The 25,430-nt window shown below is 69.1% G+C and carries 26 protein-coding genes and 2 pseudogenes; 16 read left to right on the forward strand and 12 right to left on the reverse strand.

All coding sequences use genetic code 11. The features are described from left to right. Positions 1 to 146: 146 nt before the first annotated feature. The gene (locus QH470_RS36745) at positions 147 to 479 is read left to right on the forward strand and encodes a hypothetical protein (RefSeq protein WP_280277002.1); all 333 of its coding nucleotides are present in this window, start codon (positions 147 to 149) and stop codon (positions 477 to 479) included. 1 nt (position 480) lies between these two features. On the opposite strand, the gene QH470_RS36750 is transcribed toward QH470_RS36745, so the two are convergent. Beyond that, the gene (locus QH470_RS36750; protein WP_280277003.1) at positions 481 to 969 is read right to left on the reverse strand and encodes a DUF5994 family protein; all 489 of its coding nucleotides are present in this window, start codon (positions 967 to 969) and stop codon (positions 481 to 483) included. Between the two features lie 260 nt (positions 970 to 1,229). Between QH470_RS36750 and QH470_RS36755 the strand changes: the two genes are divergently transcribed. After that, positions 1,230 to 1,376 carry a DUF6307 family protein gene (locus QH470_RS36755; RefSeq protein ID WP_280277004.1) on the forward strand — a complete coding sequence of 49 codons (147 nt, stop codon included), beginning with the start codon at positions 1,230 to 1,232 and terminating at the stop codon, positions 1,374 to 1,376. 14 nt (positions 1,377 to 1,390) lie between these two features. Here the strand turns inward: QH470_RS36755 and QH470_RS36760 are convergent. Then, positions 1,391 to 2,584, reverse strand: a pseudogene (locus QH470_RS36760) (fatty acid desaturase family protein); the annotation flags it as partial. 89 nt (positions 2,585 to 2,673) lie between these two features. After that, a complete protein-coding gene (locus QH470_RS36765; RefSeq protein WP_280277005.1) occupies positions 2,674 to 2,847 on the reverse strand; it encodes a CsbD family protein in 174 nt (57 codons plus the stop codon). Between the two features lie 174 nt (positions 2,848 to 3,021). Between QH470_RS36765 and QH470_RS36770 the strand changes: the two genes are divergently transcribed. The 3 genes from QH470_RS36770 (at position 3,022) to QH470_RS36780 (ending at position 4,765) form a co-directional block, all read left to right on the forward strand. Then, the gene (locus tag QH470_RS36770; RefSeq protein WP_280277006.1) at positions 3,022 to 3,753 is read left to right on the forward strand and encodes a TetR/AcrR family transcriptional regulator; all 732 of its coding nucleotides are present in this window, start codon (positions 3,022 to 3,024) and stop codon (positions 3,751 to 3,753) included. A 107-nt stretch (positions 3,754 to 3,860) separates the two neighbouring features. Then, positions 3,861 to 4,298: a DUF5994 family protein gene (locus QH470_RS36775; protein ID WP_280277007.1), complete on the forward strand. Its 438-nt coding sequence runs from the start codon at positions 3,861 to 3,863 to the stop codon at positions 4,296 to 4,298. Beyond that, positions 4,295 to 4,765 carry a DUF5994 family protein gene (locus tag QH470_RS36780; protein ID WP_280277008.1) on the forward strand — a complete coding sequence of 157 codons (471 nt, stop codon included), beginning with the start codon at positions 4,295 to 4,297 and terminating at the stop codon, positions 4,763 to 4,765. Before QH470_RS36775 ends, QH470_RS36780 begins: the two co-directional genes overlap by 4 nt. A 5-nt stretch (positions 4,766 to 4,770) precedes the next feature. On the opposite strand, the gene QH470_RS36785 is transcribed toward QH470_RS36780, so the two are convergent. Further along, positions 4,771 to 5,130: a hypothetical protein gene (locus tag QH470_RS36785; RefSeq protein ID WP_280277009.1), complete on the reverse strand. Its 360-nt coding sequence runs from the start codon at positions 5,128 to 5,130 to the stop codon at positions 4,771 to 4,773. Positions 5,131 to 5,139: 9 nt separating this feature from the next. Beyond that, positions 5,140 to 5,451, reverse strand: a pseudogene (locus QH470_RS38410) (helix-turn-helix domain-containing protein); the annotation flags it as partial. A 116-nt stretch (positions 5,452 to 5,567) separates the two neighbouring features. Between QH470_RS38410 and QH470_RS36790 the strand changes: the two are divergent. The 3 genes from QH470_RS36790 to QH470_RS36800 all read left to right on the forward strand — a co-directional run bounded on the left by QH470_RS36790 (position 5,568) and on the right by QH470_RS36800 (position 9,594). Then, on the forward strand, positions 5,568 to 7,136 hold the full coding sequence (locus tag QH470_RS36790) for an LVIVD repeat-containing protein (protein WP_425302849.1): 1,569 nt from the start codon (positions 5,568 to 5,570) through the stop codon (positions 7,134 to 7,136). Continuing rightward, complete coding sequence (locus QH470_RS36795; RefSeq protein WP_280277010.1) at positions 7,133 to 7,765, forward strand: DUF305 domain-containing protein; 633 nt, start codon at positions 7,133 to 7,135, stop codon at positions 7,763 to 7,765. The genes QH470_RS36790 and QH470_RS36795 overlap by 4 nt, the downstream gene beginning before the upstream one ends. A 278-nt stretch (positions 7,766 to 8,043) precedes the next feature. Next, the gene (locus QH470_RS36800) at positions 8,044 to 9,594 is read left to right on the forward strand and encodes a GMC oxidoreductase (protein WP_483243962.1); all 1,551 of its coding nucleotides are present in this window, start codon (positions 8,044 to 8,046) and stop codon (positions 9,592 to 9,594) included. Positions 9,595 to 9,621: 27 nt separating this feature from the next. Here the strand turns inward: QH470_RS36800 and QH470_RS36805 are convergent, their stop codons facing one another. Beyond that, positions 9,622 to 11,073 (reverse strand): amidase, encoded by a 1,452-nt coding sequence (locus tag QH470_RS36805; RefSeq protein ID WP_280277012.1) that lies wholly within the window; start codon positions 11,071 to 11,073, stop codon positions 9,622 to 9,624. 160 nt (positions 11,074 to 11,233) lie between these two features. Between QH470_RS36805 and QH470_RS36810 the strand changes: the two genes are divergently transcribed. From QH470_RS36810 to QH470_RS36830, 5 genes are all read left to right on the forward strand, one after another. Beyond that, positions 11,234 to 12,202, forward strand: coding sequence for a TIGR00341 family protein (locus QH470_RS36810; protein WP_280277013.1), 969 nt, complete (start codon positions 11,234 to 11,236; stop codon positions 12,200 to 12,202). Positions 12,203 to 12,286: 84 nt separating this feature from the next. Then, positions 12,287 to 12,736 carry a putative copper homeostasis (lipo)protein LpqS gene (gene lpqS / locus QH470_RS36815; protein WP_280277014.1) on the forward strand — a complete coding sequence of 150 codons (450 nt, stop codon included), beginning with the start codon at positions 12,287 to 12,289 and terminating at the stop codon, positions 12,734 to 12,736. Between the two features lie 101 nt (positions 12,737 to 12,837). Continuing rightward, the gene (locus tag QH470_RS36820) at positions 12,838 to 13,965 is read left to right on the forward strand and encodes a PLP-dependent cysteine synthase family protein (RefSeq protein WP_280277015.1); all 1,128 of its coding nucleotides are present in this window, start codon (positions 12,838 to 12,840) and stop codon (positions 13,963 to 13,965) included. Next, entirely contained in the window at positions 13,962 to 15,233 is a 1,272-nt protein-coding gene (locus QH470_RS36825; RefSeq protein WP_425302850.1) for an MFS transporter, read from the forward strand. The genes QH470_RS36820 and QH470_RS36825 overlap by 4 nt, the downstream gene beginning before the upstream one ends. Before the next feature lie 188 nt (positions 15,234 to 15,421). Then, a complete protein-coding gene (locus tag QH470_RS36830; RefSeq protein ID WP_280277016.1) occupies positions 15,422 to 15,619 on the forward strand; it encodes a hypothetical protein in 198 nt (65 codons plus the stop codon). An 8-nt stretch (positions 15,620 to 15,627) separates the two neighbouring features. On the opposite strand, the gene QH470_RS36835 is transcribed toward QH470_RS36830, so the two are convergent. Beyond that, positions 15,628 to 16,278 (reverse strand): nitroreductase family protein, encoded by a 651-nt coding sequence (locus QH470_RS36835; RefSeq protein WP_280277097.1) that lies wholly within the window; start codon positions 16,276 to 16,278, stop codon positions 15,628 to 15,630. 209 nt (positions 16,279 to 16,487) lie between these two features. Between QH470_RS36835 and QH470_RS36840 the strand changes: the two genes are divergently transcribed. Beyond that, on the forward strand, positions 16,488 to 17,441 hold the full coding sequence (locus QH470_RS36840) for an NAD(P)-dependent alcohol dehydrogenase (RefSeq protein ID WP_280277017.1): 954 nt from the start codon (positions 16,488 to 16,490) through the stop codon (positions 17,439 to 17,441). Between the two features lie 3 nt (positions 17,442 to 17,444). On the opposite strand, the gene fahA is transcribed toward QH470_RS36840, so the two are convergent. Together fahA and QH470_RS36850 are read right to left on the reverse strand one after the other, a co-directional pair. Next, positions 17,445 to 18,662, reverse strand: coding sequence for a fumarylacetoacetase (fahA, locus tag QH470_RS36845; protein ID WP_280277018.1), 1,218 nt, complete (start codon positions 18,660 to 18,662; stop codon positions 17,445 to 17,447). Then, entirely contained in the window at positions 18,659 to 19,852 is a 1,194-nt protein-coding gene (locus QH470_RS36850) for a homogentisate 1,2-dioxygenase (protein WP_280277019.1), read from the reverse strand. The genes fahA and QH470_RS36850 overlap by 4 nt, the downstream gene beginning before the upstream one ends. A 99-nt stretch (positions 19,853 to 19,951) precedes the next feature. Here QH470_RS36850 and QH470_RS36855 point away from each other — a divergent pair, with 99 nt between their 5' ends. Continuing rightward, positions 19,952 to 20,653, forward strand: a complete 702-nt coding sequence (locus QH470_RS36855) for an IclR family transcriptional regulator (RefSeq protein WP_280277020.1) — start codon at positions 19,952 to 19,954, stop codon at positions 20,651 to 20,653. A 14-nt stretch (positions 20,654 to 20,667) separates the two neighbouring features. On the opposite strand, the gene QH470_RS36860 is transcribed toward QH470_RS36855, so the two are convergent. The 3 genes from QH470_RS36860 to QH470_RS36870 form a co-directional block, all read right to left on the reverse strand. After that, positions 20,668 to 22,053 (reverse strand): DUF4153 domain-containing protein, encoded by a 1,386-nt coding sequence (locus QH470_RS36860; protein ID WP_280277021.1) that lies wholly within the window; start codon positions 22,051 to 22,053, stop codon positions 20,668 to 20,670. Between the two features lie 572 nt (positions 22,054 to 22,625). Next, positions 22,626 to 23,648, reverse strand: a complete 1,023-nt coding sequence (locus QH470_RS36865; RefSeq protein WP_280277098.1) for a HAMP domain-containing sensor histidine kinase — start codon at positions 23,646 to 23,648, stop codon at positions 22,626 to 22,628. A gap of 53 nt (positions 23,649 to 23,701) precedes the next feature. After that, positions 23,702 to 24,403: a response regulator transcription factor gene (locus QH470_RS36870; protein ID WP_280277022.1), complete on the reverse strand. Its 702-nt coding sequence runs from the start codon at positions 24,401 to 24,403 to the stop codon at positions 23,702 to 23,704. A 99-nt stretch (positions 24,404 to 24,502) separates the two neighbouring features. Here QH470_RS36870 and QH470_RS36875 point away from each other — a divergent pair, with 99 nt between their 5' ends. After that, positions 24,503 to 25,417 carry a zinc-binding dehydrogenase gene (locus tag QH470_RS36875; protein ID WP_280277023.1) on the forward strand — a complete coding sequence of 305 codons (915 nt, stop codon included), beginning with the start codon at positions 24,503 to 24,505 and terminating at the stop codon, positions 25,415 to 25,417. Positions 25,418 to 25,430 lie beyond the last annotated feature (13 nt).

Here is a 25,430-nt window from a genome sequence, read left to right on the forward strand (position 1 = left end):
TTCCGACAACGGCGCATTACGGTGGGACACGAAGACCTCCGATTTGGTGAATGCGTTCCTAGACAGCTCGCACTTCACTCGGAGGTCTTCGCCATGTCAGCTCGCCACGCCGTCACCAACGTCCATGGTCAGTACACCTAGCCGTCATGCCGGCGCTCGTCTCCCGGCACATCGTGCTGATCCTGCTCGCGATCTGGCTGTGGAAACAACGCCGCCTGGTCGCGATCTGCTCGGCGTTCTGCGCATCGGCCGGCCTCGCCGGCACCGTCCTGCTCGCCATCGGCCTCCAGGTCGGCATCAGCGAACGACTCGTCTTCTACCCGCTGCCGATCTGGATGGCGATCACCGGCGCCGTCATCGCGCTCGGCCCGCTACGCAACGCGGCGCCCTTGCGATACCTGCGCCGGTTCGAGACGAAAACCGCTGCGGTGCCGATGTTTTCCGGAACCGCAGCCGATACCCAAGCCTCGCGGGCCTGAACTACCTCGATGCGTGACCCGGACCTCCGGCTCGCCGGTCCGGCCGCGCCGACCGATGCCGGGCCCGGAGCCACGCGGCGGCGTCGGCTCCCCCGCCGCGTTCGGAATCCCAATGCTGCTGTGCGGCAGTCGAATCGCCATCGGCGACCGGGGTGATTATCCGGAGGGTCAGGGCGGTGTCGATGCCGTCTCCGATCACGGCGAGCGTGCGCGCGGGCCGGTGCCGGGAGCCGTCGAGGCGGATCCGCCGACCGGCGCTGTCCAGTTCCCTTGGCGCGGCAGACCATTCGTCGGGGTGATAGATCACCCGACGGATCGGTCCGATGCCGGGGCGCAGCGCCGAGAGCAGGCCCGTCAGCTCCACGACGAGATCACGGCTGTGCGGCCACCAGACCCCGTCGACGTTTGCCGTGCCGGCGGCATCGAGCTCGAGCCGCAGCCTTCGAGGCGGCGACTGTCGGGAGCTGGTCACGTGCGGTTGTGGTGTCATGATCGACACTCCTGTCGCGGCCGTTGCGGTCCGCCATGGTGATTCGGTTCGAGGTCCGGTATGTGTCGCGCCGACGGTCGATCGGTGCTGCCGGACCGGATATTGCCTACAATGTAACTCTACGCCGTAGACATCCGCCATGACGGCGGGATACGCTGAGGTCGGCGTCGACATCGCCTCCCCATGCCTGCCGCGAGGACAGCGCCTGCCATGGCGAAGAGTCGAGATTCAAAGGTCCATTACCGAAAGGAAACAAGAAAATGGCGGCGAAAACGCCTTACGAGCGCCGAGTGGCTCGCGTCCGGGACGCGGTGCGGAAGCATTCGAAACTCGACGATGCCGCGGCGACCGCGCTCGCGGTCCACGTGCTGCATTCCCTCGATACCATCCCCGAGAAGATTCGCTGACGAGGATTCCTGGCCGCGCGCAGTGCCGAGAGCAGGCCACGGCGGCGGGTCGAGCCCTCGGTGACGTCGCCGAAGCTGTTGTGGCCGACGAACTTTCGTTCCGAGGCGGTTTCGGGTGCGTTATCGCTGGTCGCGGTCAGGAAAGTGTCGGGCAGGGCGAGTTTGTGGATGGTGCGCAGGGTCAGCAGGTACTGCCGTAGCAGCGGGCCGGTGGTGTAGGGCAGGTCGTATGTGTCGCACAGCGCCCGGACCCGGTGCGCGATCTGGGCGTAGCGGTTGCTGGGCAGGTCGGGAAAAAGATGGTGTTCGATCTGATAGCACAGATTCCCGCTGAGGAAGGCCAGGGTCGGGCCGGCGTCGAAGTTGGCGCTGCCCAGCATCTGCCGTAGGTACCACTCGGCCTTCGACTCCTCCTCGACGACCGCGGGCGTGAATTTCTCTGCGCCGTCGGGAAAGTGGCCGCAGAAGATCACGAGATAGGCCCAGATATTGCGGGCGGTGTTGGCGGCGGCGTTCGCGGCGAGCGTGCGGCGCCACCGCCGCCCGCTCAGTAGCGGAAACAACAGATAGTCCTTGCCGACCTGTCTGCCGATCTTGGTGGCGAAGGACTTGGTCTGCGCGGCCTTGCCCGCGGGCGTGGTGGCGCGATCGCGTTCGGAGTACAGATCGTGCAGGGCGATGCCCCACTCGAATGTCGCTGCCAGGAACAGATTCTGCAGTGGTTGCAGCAGTAGCCGCGGCCGCCACGGCTGGTCCCGGGTCACCCGCATGACACCGAAGCCGATGTCGTCGTCCATGCCGAGCACGTTCGTGTACACGTGGTGCCGGAAGTTGTGCGAATAGCGCCATTGCGCCGACAGCCCGGCCATATCCCATTCCCAAGTGCCGGAATGGATTTCGGGATCGTTCATCCAATCCCATTGGCCGTGGCCGATATTATGGCCGAGTTCCATGTTCTCGACGCTCTTGGCCACCGCCAGCCCGGCGGTACCCAAAAGCCAGCCGGTCTTGCCCCGGCTGAGGGCGATGGTCAGCCGGGAGGCCGCGTCCAGCGCCCGCTGGAAGGTGATCGTGCGACGAATATAGGTGGCGTCGCGGGCGCCGCGCTGGTCTTCGATGTCGCGTCGGATCGCGTCGAGTTCACGTCCGAGCGCCTCGACATCGTCAGGAGTCAGGTGTGCGTAGATGCCGACTTCGGTGATTGCCATAATTCATACCCTCGAATTGCCGGGTGTCGTGTTTGGCCGAACCGATGCCGGGCACCCGCGCAAGCATGCTGCGCGGCTGCGGAACCGGATCAGCGTTTGAATGCCGCCTCGAGTCCTTTTTTGGCCCGGTCGATTGCACTGCGGGCTTGCTGCCCAGCGCTTTCCGTCCGGGGGCGGCCGTCTCCGCCTGCCTTGTCGAACAGCTTGTCCAGGTTCGCCTTAGCCGCCTGAACCTGGTGGGTGATCTTGTCGCCGATGGTCATCGGGATGGTCCCATCCCCGGATGCGCTGTGGAACCGCGGTCGGCCGATTGCCGACCGGTCGACGCATAGACCGGTAATGTCTCCATCTTAGGCTCTAATACGCTGTATGTCTACAGTGTAGTATTACAGCGTATCTGATAGTTGCCGAACACAGCGGCAGTCGAGGAGTCTGCGATGAACTACACGAGAGCGGGGCCACCCGCCGCCCCCGACCCGCCCGGTGATCACGCCGACGACAGCCGGGCTCGACCACTGACACGTACGGCGATACTCGCCGCCGCACTCGAGATCATCGACCGCGACAGCATCGAGCGACTCTCGATGCGGCGCTTGGGCCGACGGCTCGACCGGCACCCGACTGCGCTCTACCGCCACGCCGCCAACAAGGCCGCGCTACTCGACGGCGTCACCGAATTCGTGCTCGAGCAGTTGACCGTCGACTCCACCGACCCGGACTGGCACCATCAGCTGCGCGTCATCGCCCGCGATTTCCGCCGGCTCGCCGTGACGCATCCGCATGTCGTGCCATTGCTGGTCACCTACCCACTGGCCACGCCACTGGGCTTGCGGCCGTGGGGCACACTGCGCCCCCTGGAACATATTCTCGACCTGCTGACCCGGGCGAACTTCAGCGGAAACGACGCCCTGCAGATCTACCGGGCGCTGTTCGGATTTCTGTACGGCCATGTGCTCAACGAACTGCAGGAAATCATCCACCTGCCGGAGGAATCCACCGATCTACTGCGACTCGGCCTGCACCACCTTCCGATCGGCGACTTTCCGTTGCTGCGCGGACTCGCCTCCGAGCTGGCCGCCTACGACGGCGTCCTCGAACTCGAACGCGGCCTGGACATCCTGCTCGCCGGCCTCGACACCACCCTCGCCGCAAATCCCGCAACTCGTTGAACACACCCGAGCGGCGCACACGGCGCGCCATATGATGTAGGTCTACAACGTTGACAGGCAGGCGCCAGCGGCGTCTACTGAAGGTAACCGACCCAGGGAGCAACACCATGGCACCACTCCATATCCGCCGTCGGACCACCCGGCACCGCGGCCCGCCCGAATACACGCCGCGATTGCGGCTCAAGCCGGAAAGCGACGCATACATCGACGGCGCCTGGTGGCCCCGGTCCGACGAACTCACCACCGAACTACCGGGCCTGCTGACATTCCTGGAAATTCGGATGGGCCCCATCTGCCGCGTCGTCTACGACCGGGCCAGCTGGGCACCCGCACCCCGCACCTTGACCGTCGGGGAGCACGAGGTGCAACTCGACGCCTACCCCTTCGAGGCGGGCAACACGATGTATGTCTTCGGCGACGACAACAGCATGCTCGTGCTCCAGGTCGTCCTCTCGACCACCGACTACTACAGCGCACGTTCCACCCTCATCGCCGCCGCGCGACAACCGGCACCACAGCCCCTCGAACAGGAGACAAGCTCATGATTCACGGCAACACGCGCCGCCCGATCACCAATCACCTCGCCATGAACAGAAGCACCGGCCCACCTGGAAGACACACCCAGCCGTTCGGCGCCCCGACCCGCACACCACGACTGCTGTTGCGCCGCAACAGCACCCGCGCCGGTGACGTCGACGGCGCCTGGTGGCCCTGGACGGCCAACCTCACCGCCGAACTGCACGACCTGATCGCCGCCCTCACCCCGAGTCTCGGCCCGATCACCGGAGTGGGCTTCGACTGGAACCGGATCAGCCGCGCCCAACGCCACATCGATCACGACGACGGCGTACACATGCACGACCCGAGCGCCGGCCAACCCGCCGGCATCATGCGCCTGACCGTCGCGTACGGCCCCCAGGCGGTCCTGCTCGTCATCCCCTTCGACACTCCCCGCGAACGCGCCGAGGACCTGATGCGTCAGGCAGCGCGAAATACGGACCTGTCGGTTTAACGGCTCTACCTCTTGCGCAAGCCGGACAGCAGTAGTTGCCACGCGTCGTCGGCGACGCCACGGCGCATGGGTTCGGGAACCTTGGTGAGCAGGGCCGCGATCAGCGCGATGGCAAGCAGTAGGTCGCGGGCGGTGGTGCCGGGCCGGAAGGTGCCGCTGGTGTCGGTGGCGAGCTTCTCCGTGAGCAGCGCGTGTACGCGCATTTCGGCGGCGATGTGCTCGGGACCGCGATCGTCCGGGCGCAGCGTCGAGACGAAAGCGGTGCACTCCACGAGCTGGTCCAAGAACGAGGCGAGCAGGTCGTTCAGAGTGCAATCGGGTCGTTCGGCGAGCCGCTCGAGGACCTGGATATCCTCCTCGAACACCGCACGGATGAGACTTTCCCGGGTGGGAAAGTGTCGGTACAACACGCCGGGGCTGACACCCGCGGTGGTCGAGATGAGCGAGAGGGCTACGGCCGGGCCGTGCTGACTGAAGGCGGCACGCGCGGCACCGAGGATGGCAGCGCGATTCTCAGCCGCAGCGGCGGGACCCCTGTTGACGCGACCGGCTTTCACACCCGCAACGCTACCTACCGGAGAGGTTGCTCCGGAGGTCGAGAGCTGATCTTTCGGAATTTTCGCCCGGCCGGTTCGCAGCGACGTTGCGCGACAACGCCGTTGACGTTTCGGGGTGATGTGGCGCACACTACGGGAGATACCGGAGTCAATCCTCCGGTAGGTGATCGAAAGCGAATCGGTTCACCGGCTGTGCCGAGTTTCTCCACAAGGAAGGCGGCCCTCATCGGCGAGGGCGACACCTCATGACATCGAAGTCATTGCGCCGTGCGCTGGGCACGGCACTCGCGGTCTCCGCATCGATGGCGCTGGCGGTCGCGGTGCCCTCCGCCGCCGGCCCACCCGGCATGGGGGCCAAGGTCGAACACATCGGCGACATCGCCGACATCTCGGCAGAAAAGGCCCACTGCGGTCCCGGATCCTCGCCCGAAACCGGGCTGCAGGGCGATATCCCGGCTGCGGATCGTGCGTCGCGGCGAAGCACCCAGGGCTACGACTGCAACCTGACCCGCGTCGGCGGCTACATCGGGCGTGGCGGCGGGATCGTCTCGGCGAGTTTCGACCACTGCGTCTATGTGGGCTCGCTGTTCCCCGGCAACATCGGCGGTCCCGCCCCCGGTGTGCAGGTGCTGGATGTGTCCGATCCCCGGAATCCGGCCCTGTCCGCGACGCTGACCGAACCGGCGATGCTGGCCGGCACGTGGGAGACGTTGAAGGTCAACACCTCTCGCAAACTGCTCGTCGGTGCGGGGGTGCCGTTGCTGACCGGCGCGGGCCTGCTGTCGATCTACGACGTGTCCGATTGCGCGCACCCCCGTCTGCTCAATCCCGGCCCGGGAACCGATCCGCTGCAACTGCTTCCGATCACCGCGCACGAGGGCGCCTTCTCGCCGGACGGCAACACCTACTGGGCCTCCGGGGTCGCTCCGGGTCTGGTGCACGCCGTCGATCTGACCGACCCGTCGAACCCGCGCGTGGTGTGGCAGGGAATGCCGGGCCTGGCGATGCACGGCATGGGAATCAGCGACGACGGGAACCGGGTGTACCTGTCGGACAACATGGGTGGGCTGGTCACCCTCGACAGCAGCGCGGTCCAGCGGCGCGATCCGAATCCGCAGGTGCCGGTGCTGGCGAGGATGACCTGGAGCGATGGCTGGGCCACCCAGCACAGCATCCCGGTCACCTACGATGACCACCATTACCTGTTCACCGTCGACGAGGCAGGCTCGGGCGGCGTGAAGCTCATCGACGTCGAAGACGACGCCCACCCGCGCATCCGCAACACCGTCAAACTCGAGATCAACCTGCCCGAAAACCAGGACAGCGCAATGGCATCGAGCATGGGCGGCGGCGTGTTCGGGTACGACGCGCATTACTGCACCGCCGACCGCCCGCACAACCCGACCGCCATGGCGTGCGGATGGGTCAGCTCCGGTGTTCGCGTCTTCGACGTGCGCGACCCGTTCGATGTGCACGAGATCGCCTACTACAACCCGCCGGCGCAGACCGGGCGCAATCTCGACCTGTGGAACTCTCCGCACGCGTGGGCCTCGATCGTGGGTGTGCCGATGCTGGCGGCGCCGGCGGTGATCACGGCACTGACCGAGGGCAAGTTCGACCCGGCGCAGGCGTTGAGTTCGCGCACCGGCATGCTCGCGGGCGGTGATCTGTCCGGCGACTGGTGCTTCTCGGGACCGCTGTGGCGCGGCAACCAACTGTGGACCAGCTGCTCGGACAACGCATTTCTGGCGTTGGAACTCGACCCGTCGGTCTATACCCCGCCGCCAGATCAGCGCTCCACCCAGGGCTCATGAGGATTCGTTCGCTGGCCGGCGTGGCCGCGGTGGTGTGCGTGGCGGCGCTGCTGTTCGCTCTGGGAGCGGCCGCGCGCCCGCTGTTGTCCGCCGATGGTCCGGCCTCGCCGATATTCACCGACGCGGAGATCGGCTTCTTGCAGGACATGACCGCTCACCATCAGCAGGCCGTGCTGATGGTGGCGCGGTTGTCCGGCGATGCCGCTCCGGCCGTGCGGTCGCTGGCCGCGCAGATCGGCGACACCCAGCGCACGGAGATCGGCACCATGCTGGGGTGGCTCACCCTGGCCGATGCGTTGCCCACCAATCCCGTTCCGATGGCGTGGATGTCGGGCGCCGCCGGTCATGATCATCACCCAGCGGTGGAGCAGGCTCCGGGCACACTCATGCCCGGCATGGCCACCACCGCCGAACTCGACGAACTCGCCGCCGCGCGGGGTGAGCACGCCGACCGACTGTTTCTCACCCTGATGCGCCGCCATCACGGCGGCGGCGCGACGATGGCGAAAGCCGCCGCCGGACAATTCTCCGACGGCCCGGTCGGGCGCGTGGCCCGCGCGATGTTCACCGACCAAACCCGCGAGGCGGCCACCATGTCGCTGCTGTTGGACAGCTTCCCGCCACCCTGAAAGACGGTGGGCCGGAGCGAGTTTCGACACTGCTCGCTTCGGACAAGCGATGTGAGCGGGCGGGCCGGATACTCCGGGACGGGGCTTCGGCTTGCAAGGTTCATTCCCCCGCGCTACGGTCCGCCTACCGGAGCATTTACTCCGGTAGGTGAGCGCGAACGGCGCTGAGCAGTCGGCTCGGCCGCCCCGGGAAAGGAACCTTTGTGGACAGCAGCCAGGCCGGTCCCGCCACAGACCAGCCCGCGGGAACAGCCGATCCGACGCCGCGACGCACAGGGATCTCCCGGCGCGGATTCGTCGGGGCCGCCACTGCGGCAACGGCATTGACCCTCATCGCGAAACCGGCGAAGGTGCGCGCCGAGGGACTCACCGCCGAACGCCGCCGAGCGGTCGTGATCGGCAGCGGCTTCGGCGGCGGGATCGCCGCACACCGGCTGGCGCGGGCCGGCGTGGACACGCTCGTGCTCGAACGCGGATTGCGCTGGCCGACGGGCCCCAACGCCGAAACCTTCGCCCACACCCTATCCCCCGACAAACGCTCGACCTGGCTGGCCAACACCACCGCGGCCGGAGCCCCGGCGCTGTTCGAGAAATTCACCGGCATCATCGAACGAGTCCCGGGCGTGGGCATGGACATCATGTGCGCGGCGGGAGTCGGCGGCGGATCACTGAACTACCACGGCATGACCTTGCAACCGACCGAGGAGAACTTCACCCGCGATCTGCCGGGCATCGAGTACGGCCCGATGCGCGAGATCTACTACCCCCGAGTGCTGAGCGTGCTACAGGCCACCACACTGCCCGACGACCTGTGGAACCATCCCGCCTACGAGAGCAGCCGCCGCGTCGCGGACCTGATCGACGCCTCGGGCCACCAGCATTTCCGCATCCCCCTCCCGATCGACTGGGACTTCGCGCGCATGGAGCTGAACGGACAGGCGAAGCCCGCCTACACCAACAGCGACCTGGCCTACGGCGTCAACAACGGCGGCAAGAACACCGTCGATGTCACCTGGCTCAAAGCCGCCGAGGACACCGGCCGCGTCACCGTCGCGCCCCTGCACCTGGTCCGCGACATCGCCCGCCGCCCCGACGGCCTGTCGAGCGTCTACACCGACCGAATCGACACCGGCGGCACCGTACTCGAACGCAAAGAGATCATCGCCGACGCGGTCTTCCTGGGCGCCGGGTCCGCCGGCACCACCCGGCTGCTGATGAAAGCCAAGGCCAAGAACCTCATCGGCAATCTGCCCGACGGCATCGGCAAGAACTGGGGCAGCAACGGCGACCGCATCTATCAGGTGCGCGCCGCCGACGGCCATTGGGGACAGCAGGGCGGTCCCGCCTGCGTCGGGGTGAAATTCTGGGACGACCCCGAAGGCCCCATCACGATCATTCACGGCACAGCCCCGCTACCGGACCTCGGCATCGCCACCGTCGTGGGCTACGGCTCGCTGGCGCCGCGCGGCGAATTCGTCTACGACCCTGGCAAAGACGACGCCGTCCTGCACTGGAGCGAGGACTACGATGCCGCGCTCACCACCCGCATCCGCGCCAAGGTCGACCAGACCTTCGGCAGCAGACCAGGATCGATGGTCATCGACACCACCGCGACCGACAAGTCCACCTGGCACGCGCTCGGCGGCGCGACCATCGGGTCGGCCTGCGACAGCCACGGACGCGTGCTCGAACAACGCGGACTGTACGTGGTCGACGGCGCGCTCATCCCGGGCACCAGCGGCGCCTGCAACCCCTCCGCCACCATCGCCGCACTCGCCGAACGCTGCATGGACGACATCCTCCGCAACGATCTCGGTACCAGCTTCTGAGATCGGCGGGTCTCCGGCCCGGACGGGCTACTGCGGTGGCCGGAAGCCGCCGATCTTCTGCTCGAGCAGTTCGGCCAGCCGCAACGGGGTGCGGTCCTCGAACATCGGACCGATGAGTTGCACCCCCACCGGCAGACCTTCAGGGGACCGGCCCGTGGGGATGGCGGTGGCGGGCAGGCCGGGCATCGTGGCGACGCCGGCCCAGACGAGTTGGTCGAAGTACGGGTAGTCGACGCCGTCGATGGCGATGTGCCGGTCCTCCAGATCTCCGTTGTGGTCGTGCGGGAAGGCGGGAGTGGGCGTGATCGGGCACACCACGGCATCGAATTCGGCGAACAGCTGCCGCCAGCCGCGGCGGTGGAGTTCGCGACGGTTGTTCGCCTCGACCCAGTCGCGGTGGCTGAGCACCATGCCGCGCAGCCGCGCCGCGGCGAGACTCCGGTCCACCGCGCTCAGGGCGGCGGCGTCGGTCCGCAGCTGTTCGTACACGTCGAGGGGAAGACTCGCGGCGGCATTCGACAGCATCAGCAGCATGTAGAGCGTCGCCGCCTCGGTCGGATCGGGCAGCAGCGGACTGTGCCGTTCGATGCGGGCGCCCTCGTCGACGAGCGCCTCGGCGACCCGGTTCACGCCCGCCCGCACCGCCGATCCGGTCGGAATGAGCGGATGGTCCTCGATGATCAGGACACGAAAATCCGACAGCCGCTCGTGGCGCGCGGGCGGCAGCGCGACGTCGTAGGCGACGCCGTGGGTCAGCGGGTCCGGTCCGGCCATCACGTCGAGCAGGAGGGTGAGGTCGCGGGCGGTGCGCGCCATCGGGCCGACGACGGCGAGGTCGAGATCGATCGGCAAGGCCGGCGCGGGCGGCGCGACCATGCCGCGGGTCGGCACCAGTCCGAGTGTCGGCTTGTGCGCGTAGATGCCGCAGAAATGCGCGGGGGTGCGCAGCGAACCGGCGAGATCGGAGCCGAGGGACAGCGCGCCGAATCCGGACGCCAGGGCCGCCGCCGAACCGCCGGACGATCCACCCGAGGTGCGGCCGTGATCCCACGGATTGTTGGTGGTGCCGTAGATCTCGTTGAAGCTCTGGATATCTCGCAGAATCAACGGCACGTTGGTCTTCCCGAGCACCACCGCGCCGGCGGCCTTCACCCGCGACACCTGTACCGCGTCCTGGGCCGGCACGTAATTCTCGTACTGCGGCATGCCCCACGTCGTGGGCAGCCCGGCGACGTCGTAGGACTCCTTGACCGTCACCGGAATACCGAGCAACGGCCGGTCCTCGCCGCGGGCGCGCGCCTGGTCGGCAGCGCGGGCCGCGTCCCGCGCACGGTCGAAGTCCGGCACACAGATCGCGTTGATCACCTTGTCGTCGCGCTCGATGCGGGCGATCGCCTCATCGGTGAGTTCCACCGAGGACACCGCACCGGCACGCAAGGCGGCCGAGAGTTCTTCGGCCGACTGAAAATTCCGTTCCATGAATTCGAAGTTATGGTCCGCCCACAGGGGGCATAAAATGCTGTTTCGCACAACGGGATGTATATCTCACTACTCGTCATATCCCTTTCGAGCCGAAAGGATGGAAATCACCTTGTGCGGGTGATCTCGGGGGCTGGGAACGGCACGCACAATCCGTAGCGTGCAGCATCTGCTTCCCGCCGGTCAGCGGCGGTCGCTGGCCGAGTTGGCGGATCGGCTGGATCTGGCGGTGGGTGATGTGCCGGCGAAAAGGTCGGCGTTCTGGATCATGCTGGTGTTGTCGGCGGTGATCGCGATTTCGGGTGTAGTGGGCGATTCGACCGCGACGGTGATCGGGGCGATGATCGTGGCGCCGTTGTCGGTGCCGATTCTCGGTATCGGCCTGGGGATCGCGACCGGTGACGGCCGTTTGATCGGGCGCAGTGTGCTGCTGGTGGTGGCCGGGATCGGGCTGGTGATCGCGCTGGGATTCCTGTTCGCGCAGCTGCTGCCGAACCCGGTGAGCGTGCTGTCGAATTCGCAGGTGGTCGGGCGGACCTCGCCGAAACTCATGGACCTCACCGCGGCGCTGGCGACCGGCGTGGTCGCCGCGGTCGCGATCACCCGCCGCGACGTGGGCGACGTGCTGCCCGGCGTGGCCATCGCGATCTCGCTGGTGCCGCCGCTGGGTGTGGTCGGCGTGTGCCTGGGCTCCGGCGCGCCCGCGCTGGCGCTGGGCGCGTTCGTGTTGTTCGCCTCCAACGTGGTGGCGATGATCATCACGACGACCGCGCTGCTGGTGGTCGCCGGGTACGGTCGGGAAGCGCGGGCGATCGGTGCGCGGCGCGGACGCGCGTACCTCGTGCTGGCCGTGGCGCTGGTGCTGGTGGCGGCGCCGATGACGGTGAATTCGCTGACCTCGTTGTGGGCGGGGCAGATCGCCGACGCCACCCGGGACTGGCTGCGCGACAGCCCGGGCGCCGAGGTGACCGACGTGTCCCTGCACAGCGATACGGCGACGGTGTCGGTGCTCGCCCCGGCGGAACTGCCGCCGCTCACGGAGCTGCAACGGGTGGTCGACGATCTGGTTCCGTGGGACCCCGAGGTGGTCGTGGTGCACACGGTGGGCGGCCGGGTCCCCGGTCGGTAGGCGCACCGGGCTTGCGCCGGGATACGGGGCGGGGGTATAACAGGGCTCTGGTTCCGATCACCGATGTCCGGGAGTCGCGGTCGAATGATGTGGCGCAGCAAGGCTTTCTCGCGAGCGGCCGGTGGGTCGCGGCGCGGGGCCTACGTGGCGGCGCTGCTCACCGCGCTGCTGCTGGCGCTGCCGATGACGCATTGCGCGGAGGCGCGAGGCCTTGCCGCGGGTCACCATACGCACGCGGCGATGTCCGCCGAAACCGCGGGGCCGGTGCGAGACCACGCCCACACGGTGGCCGGAGGCCCGCTGGACGGCCACTGCCTGCTGCACTTCGATCACTGCCGCGCCGAGCCGGTAGTGCGCGGCACCGCCGGAAGCGTTCCGGCGCAACATATGGTCCTGCTCGCGCTGGCCCCCGCGGTGCTCCTGGTGGCGGACTCCGACGACATCGTCTCCGCGGGGCCGCGAGATCCGCCCGGCCGCATGCCCGCTCTCGGAGGCCGCGCCACTCTGACTCGGCTCTGTATCGCTCGACGCTGACATGTCAGCGCCAGGCCGACGCCGCTGTGCGTCGGCCGGTGTCCGCTGCCTGCTCACGTCTGCGCCGCCGCGAAGGCGGCTCGATACAGAAAGCGACGGTCATGGACAAGATCGTGCTCGATACCCTCGCCGATCCCGCGGCGGCACTGGTGGGTTCCCCGGCGCCGGCCCGGTATCCGCATTCGCTGGTCGGCAATACGCCGGTGCTGTGGGTGAGTGCGCCGTTGGCGCCGGCGGGCCGGGGATTCTGGGCCAAGCTCGAAGGGTTCAATCCCGGCGGTATGAAGGACCGGCCCGCGCTGCACATGGTGCGCCGGGCCGAGCAGCGCGGCGATCTGGCGCCGGGCGCGCGGATCATCGAATCCACCAGCGGCACACTCGGATTGGGCCTGGCGCTGGCCGGAATCGCCGCCCATCACCCGGTGACGGTGGTGACCGACCCGGGCCTGGAACCGATCGTGGCGCGGATGCTGGCCGCCTACGGCGCTCGGGTCGACGTGGTGCCCGTGCCGGGATCATCCGGCGGCTGGCAGCAGGCGCGCCGCGACCGGGTCGCCGAACTGCTTGCCCGCGAACCGGATTCGTGGTCCCCGGACCAGTACGGCAACCCCGACAACGTCGAGGGATACGAGTCGCTCGCGCTGGAGCTGATCGAGCAACTCGGCGTGGTGGACGTGCTGGTCTGCGCGGTCGGCACCGGCGGGCACTCCGCCGGGGTCGCCCGGGTGCTGCGCCGGTTCAATCCGGAGATGAAGCTGATCGGGGTGGACACCGTCGCCTCGACGATCTTCGGCCAGCCCGCCGGACCTCGCCTGATGCGCGGACTCGGCTCGAGCATCCACCCGGCCAACGTCGACTACGACGCCTTCGACGAAGTGCACTGGGTAGCACCGGCGGAGGCGGTCTGGGCGGCCCGCACCCTGGCCGCGACCCATCACGCCAGCGGGGGCTGGAGCGTCGGCGCGGTCGGGCTGGTGGCGGGCTGGGCGGCCCGCGCGCACGACCCCGACCTGCGCGTCGCGGCCGTCTTCCCCGACGGGCCGAACCGCTACTTCGACACCGTGTACAGCGACGCCTACTGCGCCGCCCACGGCCTCCTCGACGCGCCGCCACCGCTCGAACCGGACACCATCGCGCATCCGGCCGAGCGCGTCGTGCGCTCTTGGACCCGGACCACCACCGTCATCGATCCGAAACACCTTCCGCTGGACCAGGAGTGGGCGTCGTGACCGTCTTCGCGAAATTCGGGAGCTTCGACGCGGCCGCCCGCCTGTTGATGATCAACCAGTTCGGCATCAACCTCGGCTTCTACATGTTGATGCCGTACCTGGCCGGTTATCTGGCCGGGCCGCTGGGCTTGGCGGGCTGGGCGGTGGGGCTGGTGCTGGGCGTGCGGAACTTCTCCCAGCAGGGCATGTTCCTGATCGGCGGCACCCTGGCCGACCGGCTGGGCTACAAGCCGCTGATCGTCGCGGGCTGTCTGCTGCGCACCGGCGGATTCGCGCTGCTGGTGTTCGCCACATCGCTGCCGGGACTGCTGATCGCCTCGGCGGCAACGGGTTTCGCCGGGGCGCTGTTCAACCCGGCGGTGCGTGCCTACCTCGCCGCGGAGGCCGGTGAGCGGCGCGTCGAGGCGTTCGCGGTGTTCAATGTGTTCTATCAGGCGGGCATTCTGGCCGGGCCGCTCGCCGGATTGTTGTTGCTGGCGTTGGACTTCCGGGTCACGGCGGGCGCGGCGGCGGTGATCTTCGCGATCCTGACCGCGGCGCAGTTGCTCGCGCTGCCGACCCGCCGCGGCGAGGCGCCCGCCGAACGGCGTTCGGTGCTCGCGGACTGGCGCGTCGTGGTCGGCAACCGCCGGTTCGTGTGGTTCGCGGCGGTGATGAGCGGTTCGTATGTGCTGTCGTTCCAGGTCTATCTGGCGCTGCCGCTGCAGGCGGAGTTCATCGCGGGCGCGCACGCACAGGCGCTGGTATCGGCGCTGTTCGTCGTTTCGGGTCTCGTCGCGGTCGCGGGCCAGTTGCGCATCACCGGCTGGTTCCGGGCCAGATGGGGTACCGCGCGCAGCCTCGTGACGGGGCTGGGAATCCTCGCGGCCGCGTTCGTCCCGCTGGTGATCGTGCCCGGTCCGGACCGTTTCGGTGCGCCGATCGCGGTCGCCGCGCTGCTGCTCTCGGCGGCGCTGCTGGCGGTGGGCACGGCGGCGGTCTTCCCGTTCGAGATGGACACCGTCGTGTCGATGTCCGGCGGGAAGCTGGTCGCCACGCACTACGGCTTCTACAACACCGTCGTCGGCGTCGGCATCCTCGTCGGCAATCTCGCCACCGGCGCGGTCCTCGGAGCCGCGCGCGACGCCGGGGCCGGGTGGGCGGTGTGGGCGGGTCTGGGCGCGATCGGCGTCCTCGCGGCGGTCGCCCTGCGCGGGTCGAATCGGCAGTCGCGAACCGTCGCGCCGAGCACGGGAGAGGGCGCGACGGTGGGCGCCGATCGGGCGTGAGCGCCGCGCTGCCCGGGCGTGCCGTTCACCGGGCGGAGGTGTGGCGTTCACGCGGGCGGGTTAGCGTGTCGCGGATCGATTCCGGGGACTGTCGACAGCCCCGAGTACGTGGATCCGAAACGCCGTGCAGAGAAGACGTTTCAGACGTGGGTGAGGGTGTTGGTAAGAATCCGGCGAGTCGTCGAGTCATGACCGAACTGGTCGGGAAGGTGCACGTGCAGTTGCGGTTTCGGCACAATGGGGCGGTGCTCGACTACCGTGCCAGCCGGGTCGCGGCCGCCAATCTGGCGACCGAACTCGTCCAGCACGGCGTCGAGGTCCGCGTCGACGAGGAAGTCGACGACGCGCTCGCCGACCTGCCTTTCGCCGAATTGTGGTCTTCGTGACCGCCGGATTACCAGGCGTCCACGTGAATGATCCCGTCCAGGTCGGTGCGGGAAGCGGGCTTGAATTCGGTGCCCTTCGTGTAGGCGACGGGGAGCAGGGCGCCCTGGGCCACCGTCTCGTAAGGGACGCCGAGAAGTTCGGCGGCTTCGCGTTCGTACTTCAAATGCAGTGTGGTCCAGGCGGTTCCGAGGCCGCGCGAGCGCGCCGCCAGGCAGAAGCTCCACACCGCGGGGAACAGCGAGGCCCAGTGCGACGCGCTGCGTGCGCTGGGAACGTTGTCGACGCGACCGGAGATGCACGGCACCAGCAGCACCGGAACCTCGCCCATGTGCTGGGACAGGTACTGCGCCGAACTCGCGACGCGCTGTCGCACGCCGTCGGCCTCGGGGTCCTCGACCGCCTGGTTACCGGGGTAGTCGGGCGAGGACGCGTACTCCTCGAACCCGCGCCGGTACAGCTCGCCCAACGCCCGCCGCTTCTCGGCATCGGTCACGACCAGCCAATGCCACCCCTGCCGATTCGACCCGCTCGGCGCCTGCACCGCCAGCTCGATGCATTCGCGGACGACCTCGAGCGGTACCTTCCGATCCAGGTCCAGCCGTTTGCGCACGGCCCGCGTGGTCGACAGCAATTCGTCCGGGGAGAGGTCCAGCTCGATCGGCATACTCGGCTCCTGTCGCGTTCATGATCCGTCCGCTCGACCGTACGTCACCCGCCCCGTGCACCTGCCCTCCGAATACCGATCGCCCCGGAAGGACGGTGGCCCGCCATAGAAAAACGCAGGCGCGCACGGCTTCTCGCGGTGGAGGCATCACTTATGCTTGGCGGCAGGACTCACGGCCCGACGGGGCCGGGCGGAGGGATGGCATGAAAGCCGCTGTATACGACCGTTACGGCGGACCGGAGATGCTGGCCGTCACCGACGTGCCGGCGCCCACGCCGAAGGAGCGGCAGGTCCTCGTCCGGGTCCACGCCACCTCGATCAACCTGTCGGACTGGGAATGTCTGCGGGGATCACCGCTGTACTCGCGCATCGACGGACCGCGAGTGCCGGGACGGCGGATTCTCGGATCCGACATCGCCGGACGCATCGAGGCGGTCGGGACGGGCGTCACCCGCTTCCGGCCCGGCGACGAGGTCTACGGCGACAATCTCGCGCTGAAAGGAGGATTCGCGGAGTACGCGGTGATCCCCGAGTCCGCGCTGGCCCACAAACCGCCGGACCTGACCTTCGCCGAGGCCGCGACGCTGCCGCAGGCCGGTGCGATCGCGCTACAGGGCACGCTCGATGCCCGTCCCGGTGCGGCCGTACTGATCAACGGCGCGGGCGGCGGCTCGGGAACGTTCGCCATCCAGCTCGCCAAGAACGCCGGCGCCCACGTCACCGCGGTCGACAACACCGCCAAACAGGATTTCATGCGCGCGCTGGGGGCCGACGAGACGATCGACTATCACGCTCGGGACTTCACCGTGACCGGACCGTACGACCTCGTGCTCGATCTCGTCGCCTATCGTTCGGTGTTCGCCTATCACAGGGCGCTCCGGCGGGGTGGCCGGTACCGATGCGTCGGCGGCACCACACGGGCATTGTTGCGGATGACGACGGGCGGGTTCCTGCTCGGCGCCGTGACGGGACGGCGCCTGGGTGTCCTCGTGGTGAAGCCGGGGCCGCGACATTTCACGCCGCTCGCCGACCAGTGTGTCGCCGGGCGGGTCGGCATTCACATCGATCGCACCTTCGCACTCGACGAGGTCCCGGAGGCTCTGGCGCATGTCGGCGAAGGACATTCGCTCGGGAAGACCGTGGTCATGATCGACTGACCTCTACTCGCGGCTCGCCCGCTCCACCCGCCCCGTGCATTCACCGAAGGTGATGGTGGTGCCGGCGGGGCCGGGGGCGGCGGCGCGCAGCGTTACCTCGTCGCCGTCGCGGAGGAAGGTGATTTCGGTGCCGTCGGCGAGGGGTAGTGGGGTTGTTCCGCCCCAGGCGATTTCGAGGAACGAGCCGCGTTGGCGGCGCTCGGGGCCGGAAATGGTGCCGCTGGCGAAGAAGTCGCCCGCGCGCAGCGCCGCGCCGTTGACGGTCGCGTGGGCCAGCATCTGCGCGGGGGTCCAGTACGTCGAGGCATAGGGCGCGGTGGAGACCACCTCACCGTTGAGGACGACGTCGATATCGATATCGAAAGCCCAAGCGGGAGTCGAGGAGTCGTCCAGATAGGCGGCCGGTGGCGGGTCCCGTGGCGGCGGTGCGACGCGGGCTCGATCGAGGCACGCCATCGGGGTCACCCACGCCGCGATCGAGGTGGCGAAGGACTTCCCGAGGAACGGTCCCAAGGGGACGTACTCGAATGCCTGGATGTCGCGGGCGGACCAGTCGTTGGTGAGCACCAGGCCGAAGATGTGGTCGTCGGCGTCGCTCAGGGTGACTTCCCCGTGCGGCACCGGGGATCCGAGGACGAACCCGACCTCGGCCTCGATGTCGAGACGGCGGCTCGGGCCGAAGGTGGGCGGGCCCTCGGGCTCGGGTCGCAACCCCTTGGGCCGCCGGATGGCCGTGCCGCTGGGGACGATCGTGCCCGCTCGCCCGTGATAACCGATGGGCAGGTGCTTCCAGTTCGGCGTCAGGGGCGGCTGCCCGGGACGGAAGATCCGCCCCACGTTGGACGCATGGAACTCGTTGCCGTAGAAGTCCACGTAGTCGGCGACGGTGAAGGGCAGGTGCAGCGTGCAGTCGTCCAGCGGAATCGACTCGGACACAATACTTTCGGCTGCGTCCGGGCTGTCCACCGCGCGAACGATGCTCGCGCGCACCCGATCCCAGGTAGTCCGGCCCCGGGTAAGCAGGATGTCGAGGTTCGCGGTCTCGACGGCCGCGATGTCGTCGTCCGCCGCGCCCGCGTGCCGGAGCAGCGCGGCGACGTTCAGCACGCGGTCACCGAGCCGGACGCCGAGCCGCGGCCCGTCCGCCGCTGTCGAGTACGAGCCGTACGGCAGATGGGTGCTTCCGAAGCCGGTGGCGCCCAGTTGTTTTGCGGCGGTCATCCGATAGTCTCCGGTCGGTTCGCCCAGACCCAGGCGTACTTGCCGTCGTCCGTGGCCGTCCCGCCTTCGCCGAGTTCCAGCGGCCGGAAGGTGTCCACCATCACCGCCAGTTCGTCGACACTCCGCACGCCGAGCGACGCCTCCATCGCGCCGGGTTGCGGTCCGTGCGCGAGCCCGCCCGGATGCAACGACACCGAGCCGATCCCGATACCGGAGCCCTTGCGCGCGGCGTAATCGCCTGCGACATAGAACATCACCTCGTCGGAGTCGACATTGGAGTGGTAGTACGGCACCGGTACCGACAGCGGGTGGTAATCCACCTTGCGCGGCACGAAATTGCAGATGACGAAGTTGTCGCCCTCGAAGACCTGGTGCACCGGCGGCGGCTGGTGGACCTTGCCGGTGATCGGCATGAAGTCCTCGACGTTGAACGTGTACGGGTACAGGCAGCCGTCCCAGCCCACCACGTCGAACGGGTGGTCGGCGTAGACGAACCGCGTGCCGACGATGCTCGCGCCCGCGCGATGCTTCACCAGTACCTCGATCTCCGTGCCCGCGGCGAGCAGCGGTTGCCCGGGGCCGTGCAGGTCACGCTCGCAATAGGGCGCGTGCTCGAGGAACTGGCCGAAGCGCGACAGGTAGCGCTTGGGCGGGGCGATATGACCGTTGGCCTCCACGGCGTACAACCGGCTCGGCCCCTCGGGCACCCAGCGATGGGTGGTCGCCCGCGGAATGACGACGAAATCGCCTGTGCGGTAGGGCAATACGCCGAATACCGTCTCGACGACGCCACGGCCCGCCTCGACATACACGCATTCGTCGCCGACCGCGTTGCGGTAGTACGGCGATGCCGCCGCGGCCACCACGTAGGCGATGCGCACGTCGACGTTGCCCAGCACCAGCCGGCGACCGGTCACGGCGTCGATCCCGGCCACGGCGTCGCCGAACAGGTCGTGCAGCCGCAGGTGGCGCGGTGTGAGTGGATGGTTCGGCACGGTCGACTGGTCCGGCAGGTCCCAGATCTCACTGCCGATGATCGCCGAGGGGATCGTGCGGTGATACAGCAGCGAGGAGTCCGACGAGAAGCCCTCCTCCCCCATCAGTTCCTCGTACCGGAACCGGCCCGCATCGTCACGGAACTGGGTGTGCCGGGTATCCGGCACCTCGCCCACACGTCGGTAGTACGCCATACCCAATCCTCGATGTCCGATAAACGGTTATTGAGCGTCCTATTATCGCCCATGCTCCGCTACAGTCTGAGGCATGTCAATCCCGAGGCAGTGGCAGCCGTGACACGGACGGAACCGAACGACGGTGCGCAGACACTCGAGCGGGGACTGGCCGTTCTGGTCGAGTTGAGCCGCCACCCCGAGGGCCTGACCACCGCGCAGGTCGCGGCGGCCTGCGGGTTGCACCGGTCGATCACCACCCGGCTGCTGGTGTCGTTGCAGCGCACCGGTTTCGCGCGGCGCGAGGAGGGCGGTGCGTACCGGGTCGGCCCGGCGGTCGCCGAACTGCTGGGTCTGTCGCGGCCGCAGTTGCGCGAGGTGGCCGAGCCCGTTCTCCGACGCCTCGCGCGGACCGTGGACGCCACCGCGTCGCTGGTGGAGGTGGTCGACGGGTTCGCGGTCACCACGCTGGTCGCCGAACCGCCGAGCGACGGGCCGCGCTTCTCCTACCGCCTCGGCAACCGCGATCCCCTCGACCGCGGTGCGGGCGGGGTGGCGGCGCTGGCCGCCGGGCCGCCGCGACCGGGCGAACCCGACCGGGTCACCGCGGCGCGCGCCGACGGCTACCTCGTCACCCACGGCGAACTCAATTTCGGCGCCCACGCCATCGCCGCCCCGCTGCCCGGCTGGGGTCGGCCCGCGGCGGTCAATATCGTCACCAACCGGCAACCCGTCATCGATGCCGCCCGCCAACCGCTGCTCGACGCGGTCCGGGAGATCAGCGCCCACGTCCCGAATCCCGAACCGTCAGGGCGGCAATGAGGCCCGCGGTCAGATCACCGGGCGTTCGCGCGGGACAGGTTCCAGCTGTTCCAGGTGTCCTCGCCGGCACGGTGGAGCAGGCGGCCGCGCAGCTGGGTGCGGAGCGGGTCGGGTAGGCGGTCGGCGGCGGGGAGGACATCGAGGGAGAGTTCTGCCAGGTAGTCGGTGTCGAGGTTCTTGCCGTGCTGCCAGCGGTCGATATTCCGGTCGGCGATGAGGGCCTCCGGGTTCAGCGCGGCGAGCGCGAGCAGGGCGGCCGTCGCGGTTCCGACGGCGGCGCGGGGCAGCCAGGTCAGTTCGAGCCGCATGATGGCGACCACCACCAGCACGTATACGACGCCGAGCCAGAGTTCGCAGGTCTCGACCAGCAGCCGCAGCACGGTGAAGCCGTAGGCCTGCTGATAGGTCCACATGCGGCCTAGCGCGGACGCGAGGATCACCAGGGTGAGGCCGCTGATCGCGCACAGCAGCACCCGCAGCCAGCGGCGATCCGCGGTGGAATCCTTTGCCGCCCAGCGCAGTACGGCCAGGATAACCGCGAGGGTGAGCACGGTGACCGCGGACAGCTGCCAGAAGCCGCTGCGCGCGTATTCGGCATAGGTCAGCCCGGCGGTGCGCTGTACGTAGCCGTCGCCACCGAACAGGGCCACCAGCTGCGCCGCGACGAACACCGCGAACACCACCGTCAGCGCGCCGACCGGCAGGCCCCACTCGGTCCTGCTCAACGTCCGGCCCGAAACCCCTTGGCGCTCTTCGGCAGCGGGCGGCGGTCCGGCGAGCAGGTACATGGCGCTGACGGCGGCAGTGCCCGCCACCGCGAACACGACGAGCCAGCGCGCGACGGAATCGCCGTCCAGGTTCGGCACCAGCCCGACGACGAGGGCGCCGAAGGTGGCGTCGGCGCTGCCCAGCAGGGGCACGAACACCAGTAGCAACGCCACGGTCGCGACGGCCGAGACGCCGAGGCGCCGATGGCGGGTTCCGACCCCTTCGCGCGCTCGGCCCAACGCCGTATATACCCAGGCGAGAGCGCCGAACGAGGACAGCGGCACGGCGATGGCGTCATAGAGCACACCGTGGACCGACCGCCGCCCGATCACCGCCAGTGACCCGGCCACGGCCGCCGCCACGGCGCACAGCACGAACAACCACTCCGCCGCGCGCACGACGCCGACGGCCAGCAGCGCCAGCGCCACAGCGGTCCACCAGATACGTTCCCAGCCGCGCCCCGTCACCGCCCCGGCCGCTCCCCGGGCGCGGCGGTCGACCACGATCACCGCGGCCACAGACGCGGAACCCGCCAGCAGCCAGCCGATTCCGGGCCGGTCCACCGGAACCGTCAGTGCCGCAACCAGTCCCGCGACGCCCGCGGCGGGCAGCACGCCGGACGGACAGGTCACCCGCCGCCCACCCGGCGGGGCAACCGGCGGTGGAGGATGCATTGGAAACGTCGGCAGCCCGGTCCGACCGGACAACGGGCCACGGCCCCCGGCGCCGACGCCGGCGTCAACGCCGGAGCCAGTGTCAGAGCCGGTGCCAGAACCAGCGCCGGAGCCCGCGCCCGCACCGAAGCCGGTGTCAGCACCGCTGCCACTGCCACTGCCAGCGCCGGTGCCGGTGCCGGTGCCAGCGCCAGCGCCGGTGCCGGTGCCGGTGCCGGAGCCGGTGCCGGTGCCGGGGCCGGGGCCGGGGCCATCGGGCACGGTGGAAGTCTTTTCAGGTGCTCGCCAGAGGAGTTCGTCCCATGGCGATAGGAGCTGGGTGCCAGGCTCTTTCGGGGGGCCGGGCGTGGTGTCGCTGGTGTGCTCGGCAGGTGTGCCGGGTGGCTCCGGGGCTTTCGGTGCCTCGTCTGCCTTTGGCGTCGAGGGGTTTTCGTCGTGGGCGGGTTGTTCGGACATGGCTGTTCTCCTGAGGGTGTGCGTTATCGCCCCGGGAGCCGATCGGCGGCCCGGGGTGCGGGTGGCGGGGGTGCTTAGTGGCTCGGCGGCGCCGTGGCCGGAAGTGTCACGCGGATACGGGAACCGGGATCGGTCACGGCGATGGTGCCGCGGTGCAGGTCGACCACCCAGCGGGCGATGGCGAGACCGAGGCCGGTGCCGCCGCCGTCGGTGCGGCCGCCGCGGGTGAAGCGGTCGAAGACGCGGGCGCGTTCGGCGGGCGGTATCCCCGGGCCGTCGTCCTCGACATCGATGACGAGATCGCCGCCCGCGGTGTGGGCCCGGATGCGGACCTGGCCGCCCGCCGGACCGTGCCGGGCGGCGTTCTCCAGCAGATTCAGCAGCACTTGATGCAGCCGGGCCCGGTCGGCGTACACCGTGGCCGCGGCGGGCCGCACCTCGCTGTGGAAACGGATGCCCCGCCCGAGGACCGCGGCCATGACCTCGCCCTCGGCCACCACTTCCGCGAAAAGCGTTGCGACGTCGATCTCTTCACGATCCAGCGGCATCGCGCCCGCCTCGATACTGGAGATGTCGAGCAGTTCGGAGACGAGCCGGCCGAGCCGTTCGGTCTGTGCCAGCGCGGTTTTCAGGGTTTTCGGGTCGGGCTCGGACACCCCGTCGACCAGGTTCTCCAGCACGGCGTTCAGCGCGGTGATCGGCGTGCGCAGTTCGTGCGAGACATTGGCGATCAGTTCGCGGCGCTGCCGGTCGGCGGCGGCGAGGTCGGCGGCCATTCGGTTGAACGCCTCGGCCAGTTGCCCGACCTCGTCCCGCGAGGACGCCCGCACCCGATTCGTGTAGTCGCCGTGGGCCATTCGCTGTGCGGCCGCGGTCATCTCACGCAGCGGCTTGGTGATGCCGTGCGCCAGGAACTGCGAGGTCACCAGCGCGATCACCATCGCGGACAGCGTGGTCAACGGCGGCAGCCAGCCGATCCGCAACCGGAAGTAGCCGAAGGCGAGCCCGCCCGCGAAGATCATCAGCACGGCCAGCTTGAGCTTGATGGACCGGATCCGGTCCAGGGGCCGCGGCAGCGTCTCCGCCACCCGGTCCAGCGCGCCCCGCAGTCTGCTCACGGCGGGGTCGGCCCGTGGGACGTCATGCTCGATCACCGCGCCTCCAAGGCGTAGCCGACACCGTGCACCGTGCGAATGAGATCGGCGCCCAGCTTGCGGCGCAACGCCTTGATATGACTGTCGACGGCGCGGGTGCCCGCCGCATCCGCCCAGTCCCACACCTCCTCGAGGAGCCGTTCGCGCGGATGCACCACGCGCGGACGCCGGGCCAGCCGGGCGAGCAGATCGAACTCCAGCGGTGTCAGCTTGGCCTCCACCCCCGCGCGCCAGACCCGGCGCTGATCGGCGTCGATCCGCAAGTCCCCGACCACGATCCGGGCGCCGTCCCCGGCGCCCGCGCGCTCGACCCGGCGCAGCAGCGCGTGCACCCGGGCGGTGAGCACGCGTAGTGAAAACGGTTTGGTCAGATAGTCGTCGGCGCCGACGCCGAGCCCGATGAGCTGGTCGGTCTCGTCGGCGCGCGCGGTGAGCATCAGCACCGGAACCGGCCGGGCGGCCTGGATCCGCCGGCAGACCTCCAGCCCGTCGAAGCCGGGCAGCATGACATCGAGCACCACCAGATCCGGCTCCAGCGTCTCGGCCGCGGCGACCGCGCCGGGACCGTCGTGCGCCGTCTCGACGGTGAACCCTTCGGCCCGCAGCCGCGCCGCCACCGATTCCGCGATCGTGATCTCGTCGTCCACGACCAGAATCCGGCGCGCCGTCACTCCCCCGGCCGGTACGTTCTGTTCCATATCGGGGACCCTAACCACCCGCTGTGGAGAGAACCGGTATCAAGTGTGGAGATTTCGTGTGCACGGAATGCCGCACCCGCGCCGGAAGTTGCTGGAGCCATGAAAGCTTTGATGTACGACCCGGACGCGAAGCACGGTCTGCGACTCGGCGAAGCCCCCGATCCGACGCCCGGACCCGGGCAGGCGCTGGTGCGAATCGCGGCGACATCGCTCAACTTCGGTGAGGTCACGTATCTGAGCAAGAGCTACGCTCCCGGCGAGGTGGCCGGCTGGGACGCCGCGGGAGTCGTGGTCGCCGCGGCCGCCGACGGCAGCGGCCCGGCGGTCGGGCAGCGGGTCGTCACCTTCGGCTGGCGGGGCGGCTGGGCCGAGCTGCGCGCGGTGGACACCGGCGAGCTGGCGGTGGTGCCGGACGCGGTCGACCTCGGCGCCGCCGCGGCGTTGCCCGTGGCCGGTGTGACCGCGTTGCGTGCGCTGCGCAGGCTGGGCCCGCTCGTCGGCCGTCGGGTACTGATCACCGGCGCGTCCGGCGGGGTCGGGCGCTTCGCGGTCCAACTCGGCGCGCTGGCCGGAGCGCACGTGGTCGCGGCGGTCGGACGACCGGAGCGCGGGGCGGGACTCACCGAATCCGGTGCGGCCGAGGTGGTTTCGGGTGGGCTGGCGGACGTACGGGAGCCGGTGCACGGAGTGATCGACAATGTCGGCGGCCCGCTGCTGGCCGACGCCTACGCGCTGCTGGCCCCGGACGGCCTCGCCCTGAGCGTCGGCAAGGCGTCGATGGCGCCGACCACGATCGACTTCGAGCAGGCCCGGGTGACCAATCCCGGCGCCCGGATCGAAGCGTTCGGGGTCGGTCCCGGCTTCGGCCCGGACCTGGCCTACCTGGCCGCGCTCGTGGCAGCCGGCCGGCTCGTCCCGCAGGTAGGCTGGCGCGGCGACTGGGCACAGGCGGGCGACGCCGCCGAACTGCTGCTCGGCCGCAAGGTGAACGGCAAGGCGGTCCTGGATATATGAAGACGACAGCGTA

Source organism: Nocardia wallacei, assembly GCF_029868745.1.
In the GTDB taxonomy this organism is placed as follows: Bacteria; Actinomycetota; Actinomycetes; order Mycobacteriales; family Mycobacteriaceae; genus Nocardia; species Nocardia wallacei_B.

Excerpts from the sequence above, each read along its gene's own strand:
- QH470_RS36795 (WP_280277010.1), top strand. The coding sequence starts at position 7,133 with ATGAGGATTCGTTCGCTGGCCGGCGTGGCCGCGGTGGTGTGCGTGGCG.
- QH470_RS36765 (WP_280277005.1), bottom strand. The coding sequence starts at position 2,847 with ATGACCATCGGCGACAAGATCACCCACCAGGTTCAGGCGGCTAAGGCG.
- QH470_RS36850 (WP_280277019.1), bottom strand. The coding sequence starts at position 19,852 with ATGGCGTACTACCGACGTGTGGGCGAGGTGCCGGATACCCGGCACACC.
- QH470_RS36790 (WP_425302849.1), top strand. The coding sequence starts at position 5,568 with ATGACATCGAAGTCATTGCGCCGTGCGCTGGGCACGGCACTCGCGGTC.
- fahA (WP_280277018.1), bottom strand. The coding sequence starts at position 18,662 with ATGACCGCCGCAAAACAACTGGGCGCCACCGGCTTCGGAAGCACCCAT.
- QH470_RS36745 (WP_280277002.1), top strand. The coding sequence starts at position 147 with ATGCCGGCGCTCGTCTCCCGGCACATCGTGCTGATCCTGCTCGCGATC.
- QH470_RS36755 (WP_280277004.1), top strand. The coding sequence starts at position 1,230 with ATGGCGGCGAAAACGCCTTACGAGCGCCGAGTGGCTCGCGTCCGGGAC.
- lpqS (WP_280277014.1), top strand. The coding sequence starts at position 12,287 with ATGATGTGGCGCAGCAAGGCTTTCTCGCGAGCGGCCGGTGGGTCGCGG.
- QH470_RS36775 (WP_280277007.1), top strand. The coding sequence starts at position 3,861 with ATGGCACCACTCCATATCCGCCGTCGGACCACCCGGCACCGCGGCCCG.
- QH470_RS36870 (WP_280277022.1), bottom strand. The coding sequence starts at position 24,403 with ATGGAACAGAACGTACCGGCCGGGGGAGTGACGGCGCGCCGGATTCTG.
- QH470_RS36820 (WP_280277015.1), top strand. The coding sequence starts at position 12,838 with ATGGACAAGATCGTGCTCGATACCCTCGCCGATCCCGCGGCGGCACTG.
- QH470_RS36830 (WP_280277016.1), top strand. The coding sequence starts at position 15,422 with ATGACCGAACTGGTCGGGAAGGTGCACGTGCAGTTGCGGTTTCGGCAC.
- QH470_RS36770 (WP_280277006.1), top strand. The coding sequence starts at position 3,022 with ATGAACTACACGAGAGCGGGGCCACCCGCCGCCCCCGACCCGCCCGGT.
- QH470_RS36875 (WP_280277023.1), top strand. The coding sequence starts at position 24,503 with ATGAAAGCTTTGATGTACGACCCGGACGCGAAGCACGGTCTGCGACTC.
- QH470_RS36840 (WP_280277017.1), top strand. The coding sequence starts at position 16,488 with ATGAAAGCCGCTGTATACGACCGTTACGGCGGACCGGAGATGCTGGCC.
- QH470_RS36780 (WP_280277008.1), top strand. The coding sequence starts at position 4,295 with ATGATTCACGGCAACACGCGCCGCCCGATCACCAATCACCTCGCCATG.
- QH470_RS36750 (WP_280277003.1), bottom strand. The coding sequence starts at position 969 with ATGACACCACAACCGCACGTGACCAGCTCCCGACAGTCGCCGCCTCGA.
- QH470_RS36805 (WP_280277012.1), bottom strand. The coding sequence starts at position 11,073 with ATGGAACGGAATTTTCAGTCGGCCGAAGAACTCTCGGCCGCCTTGCGT.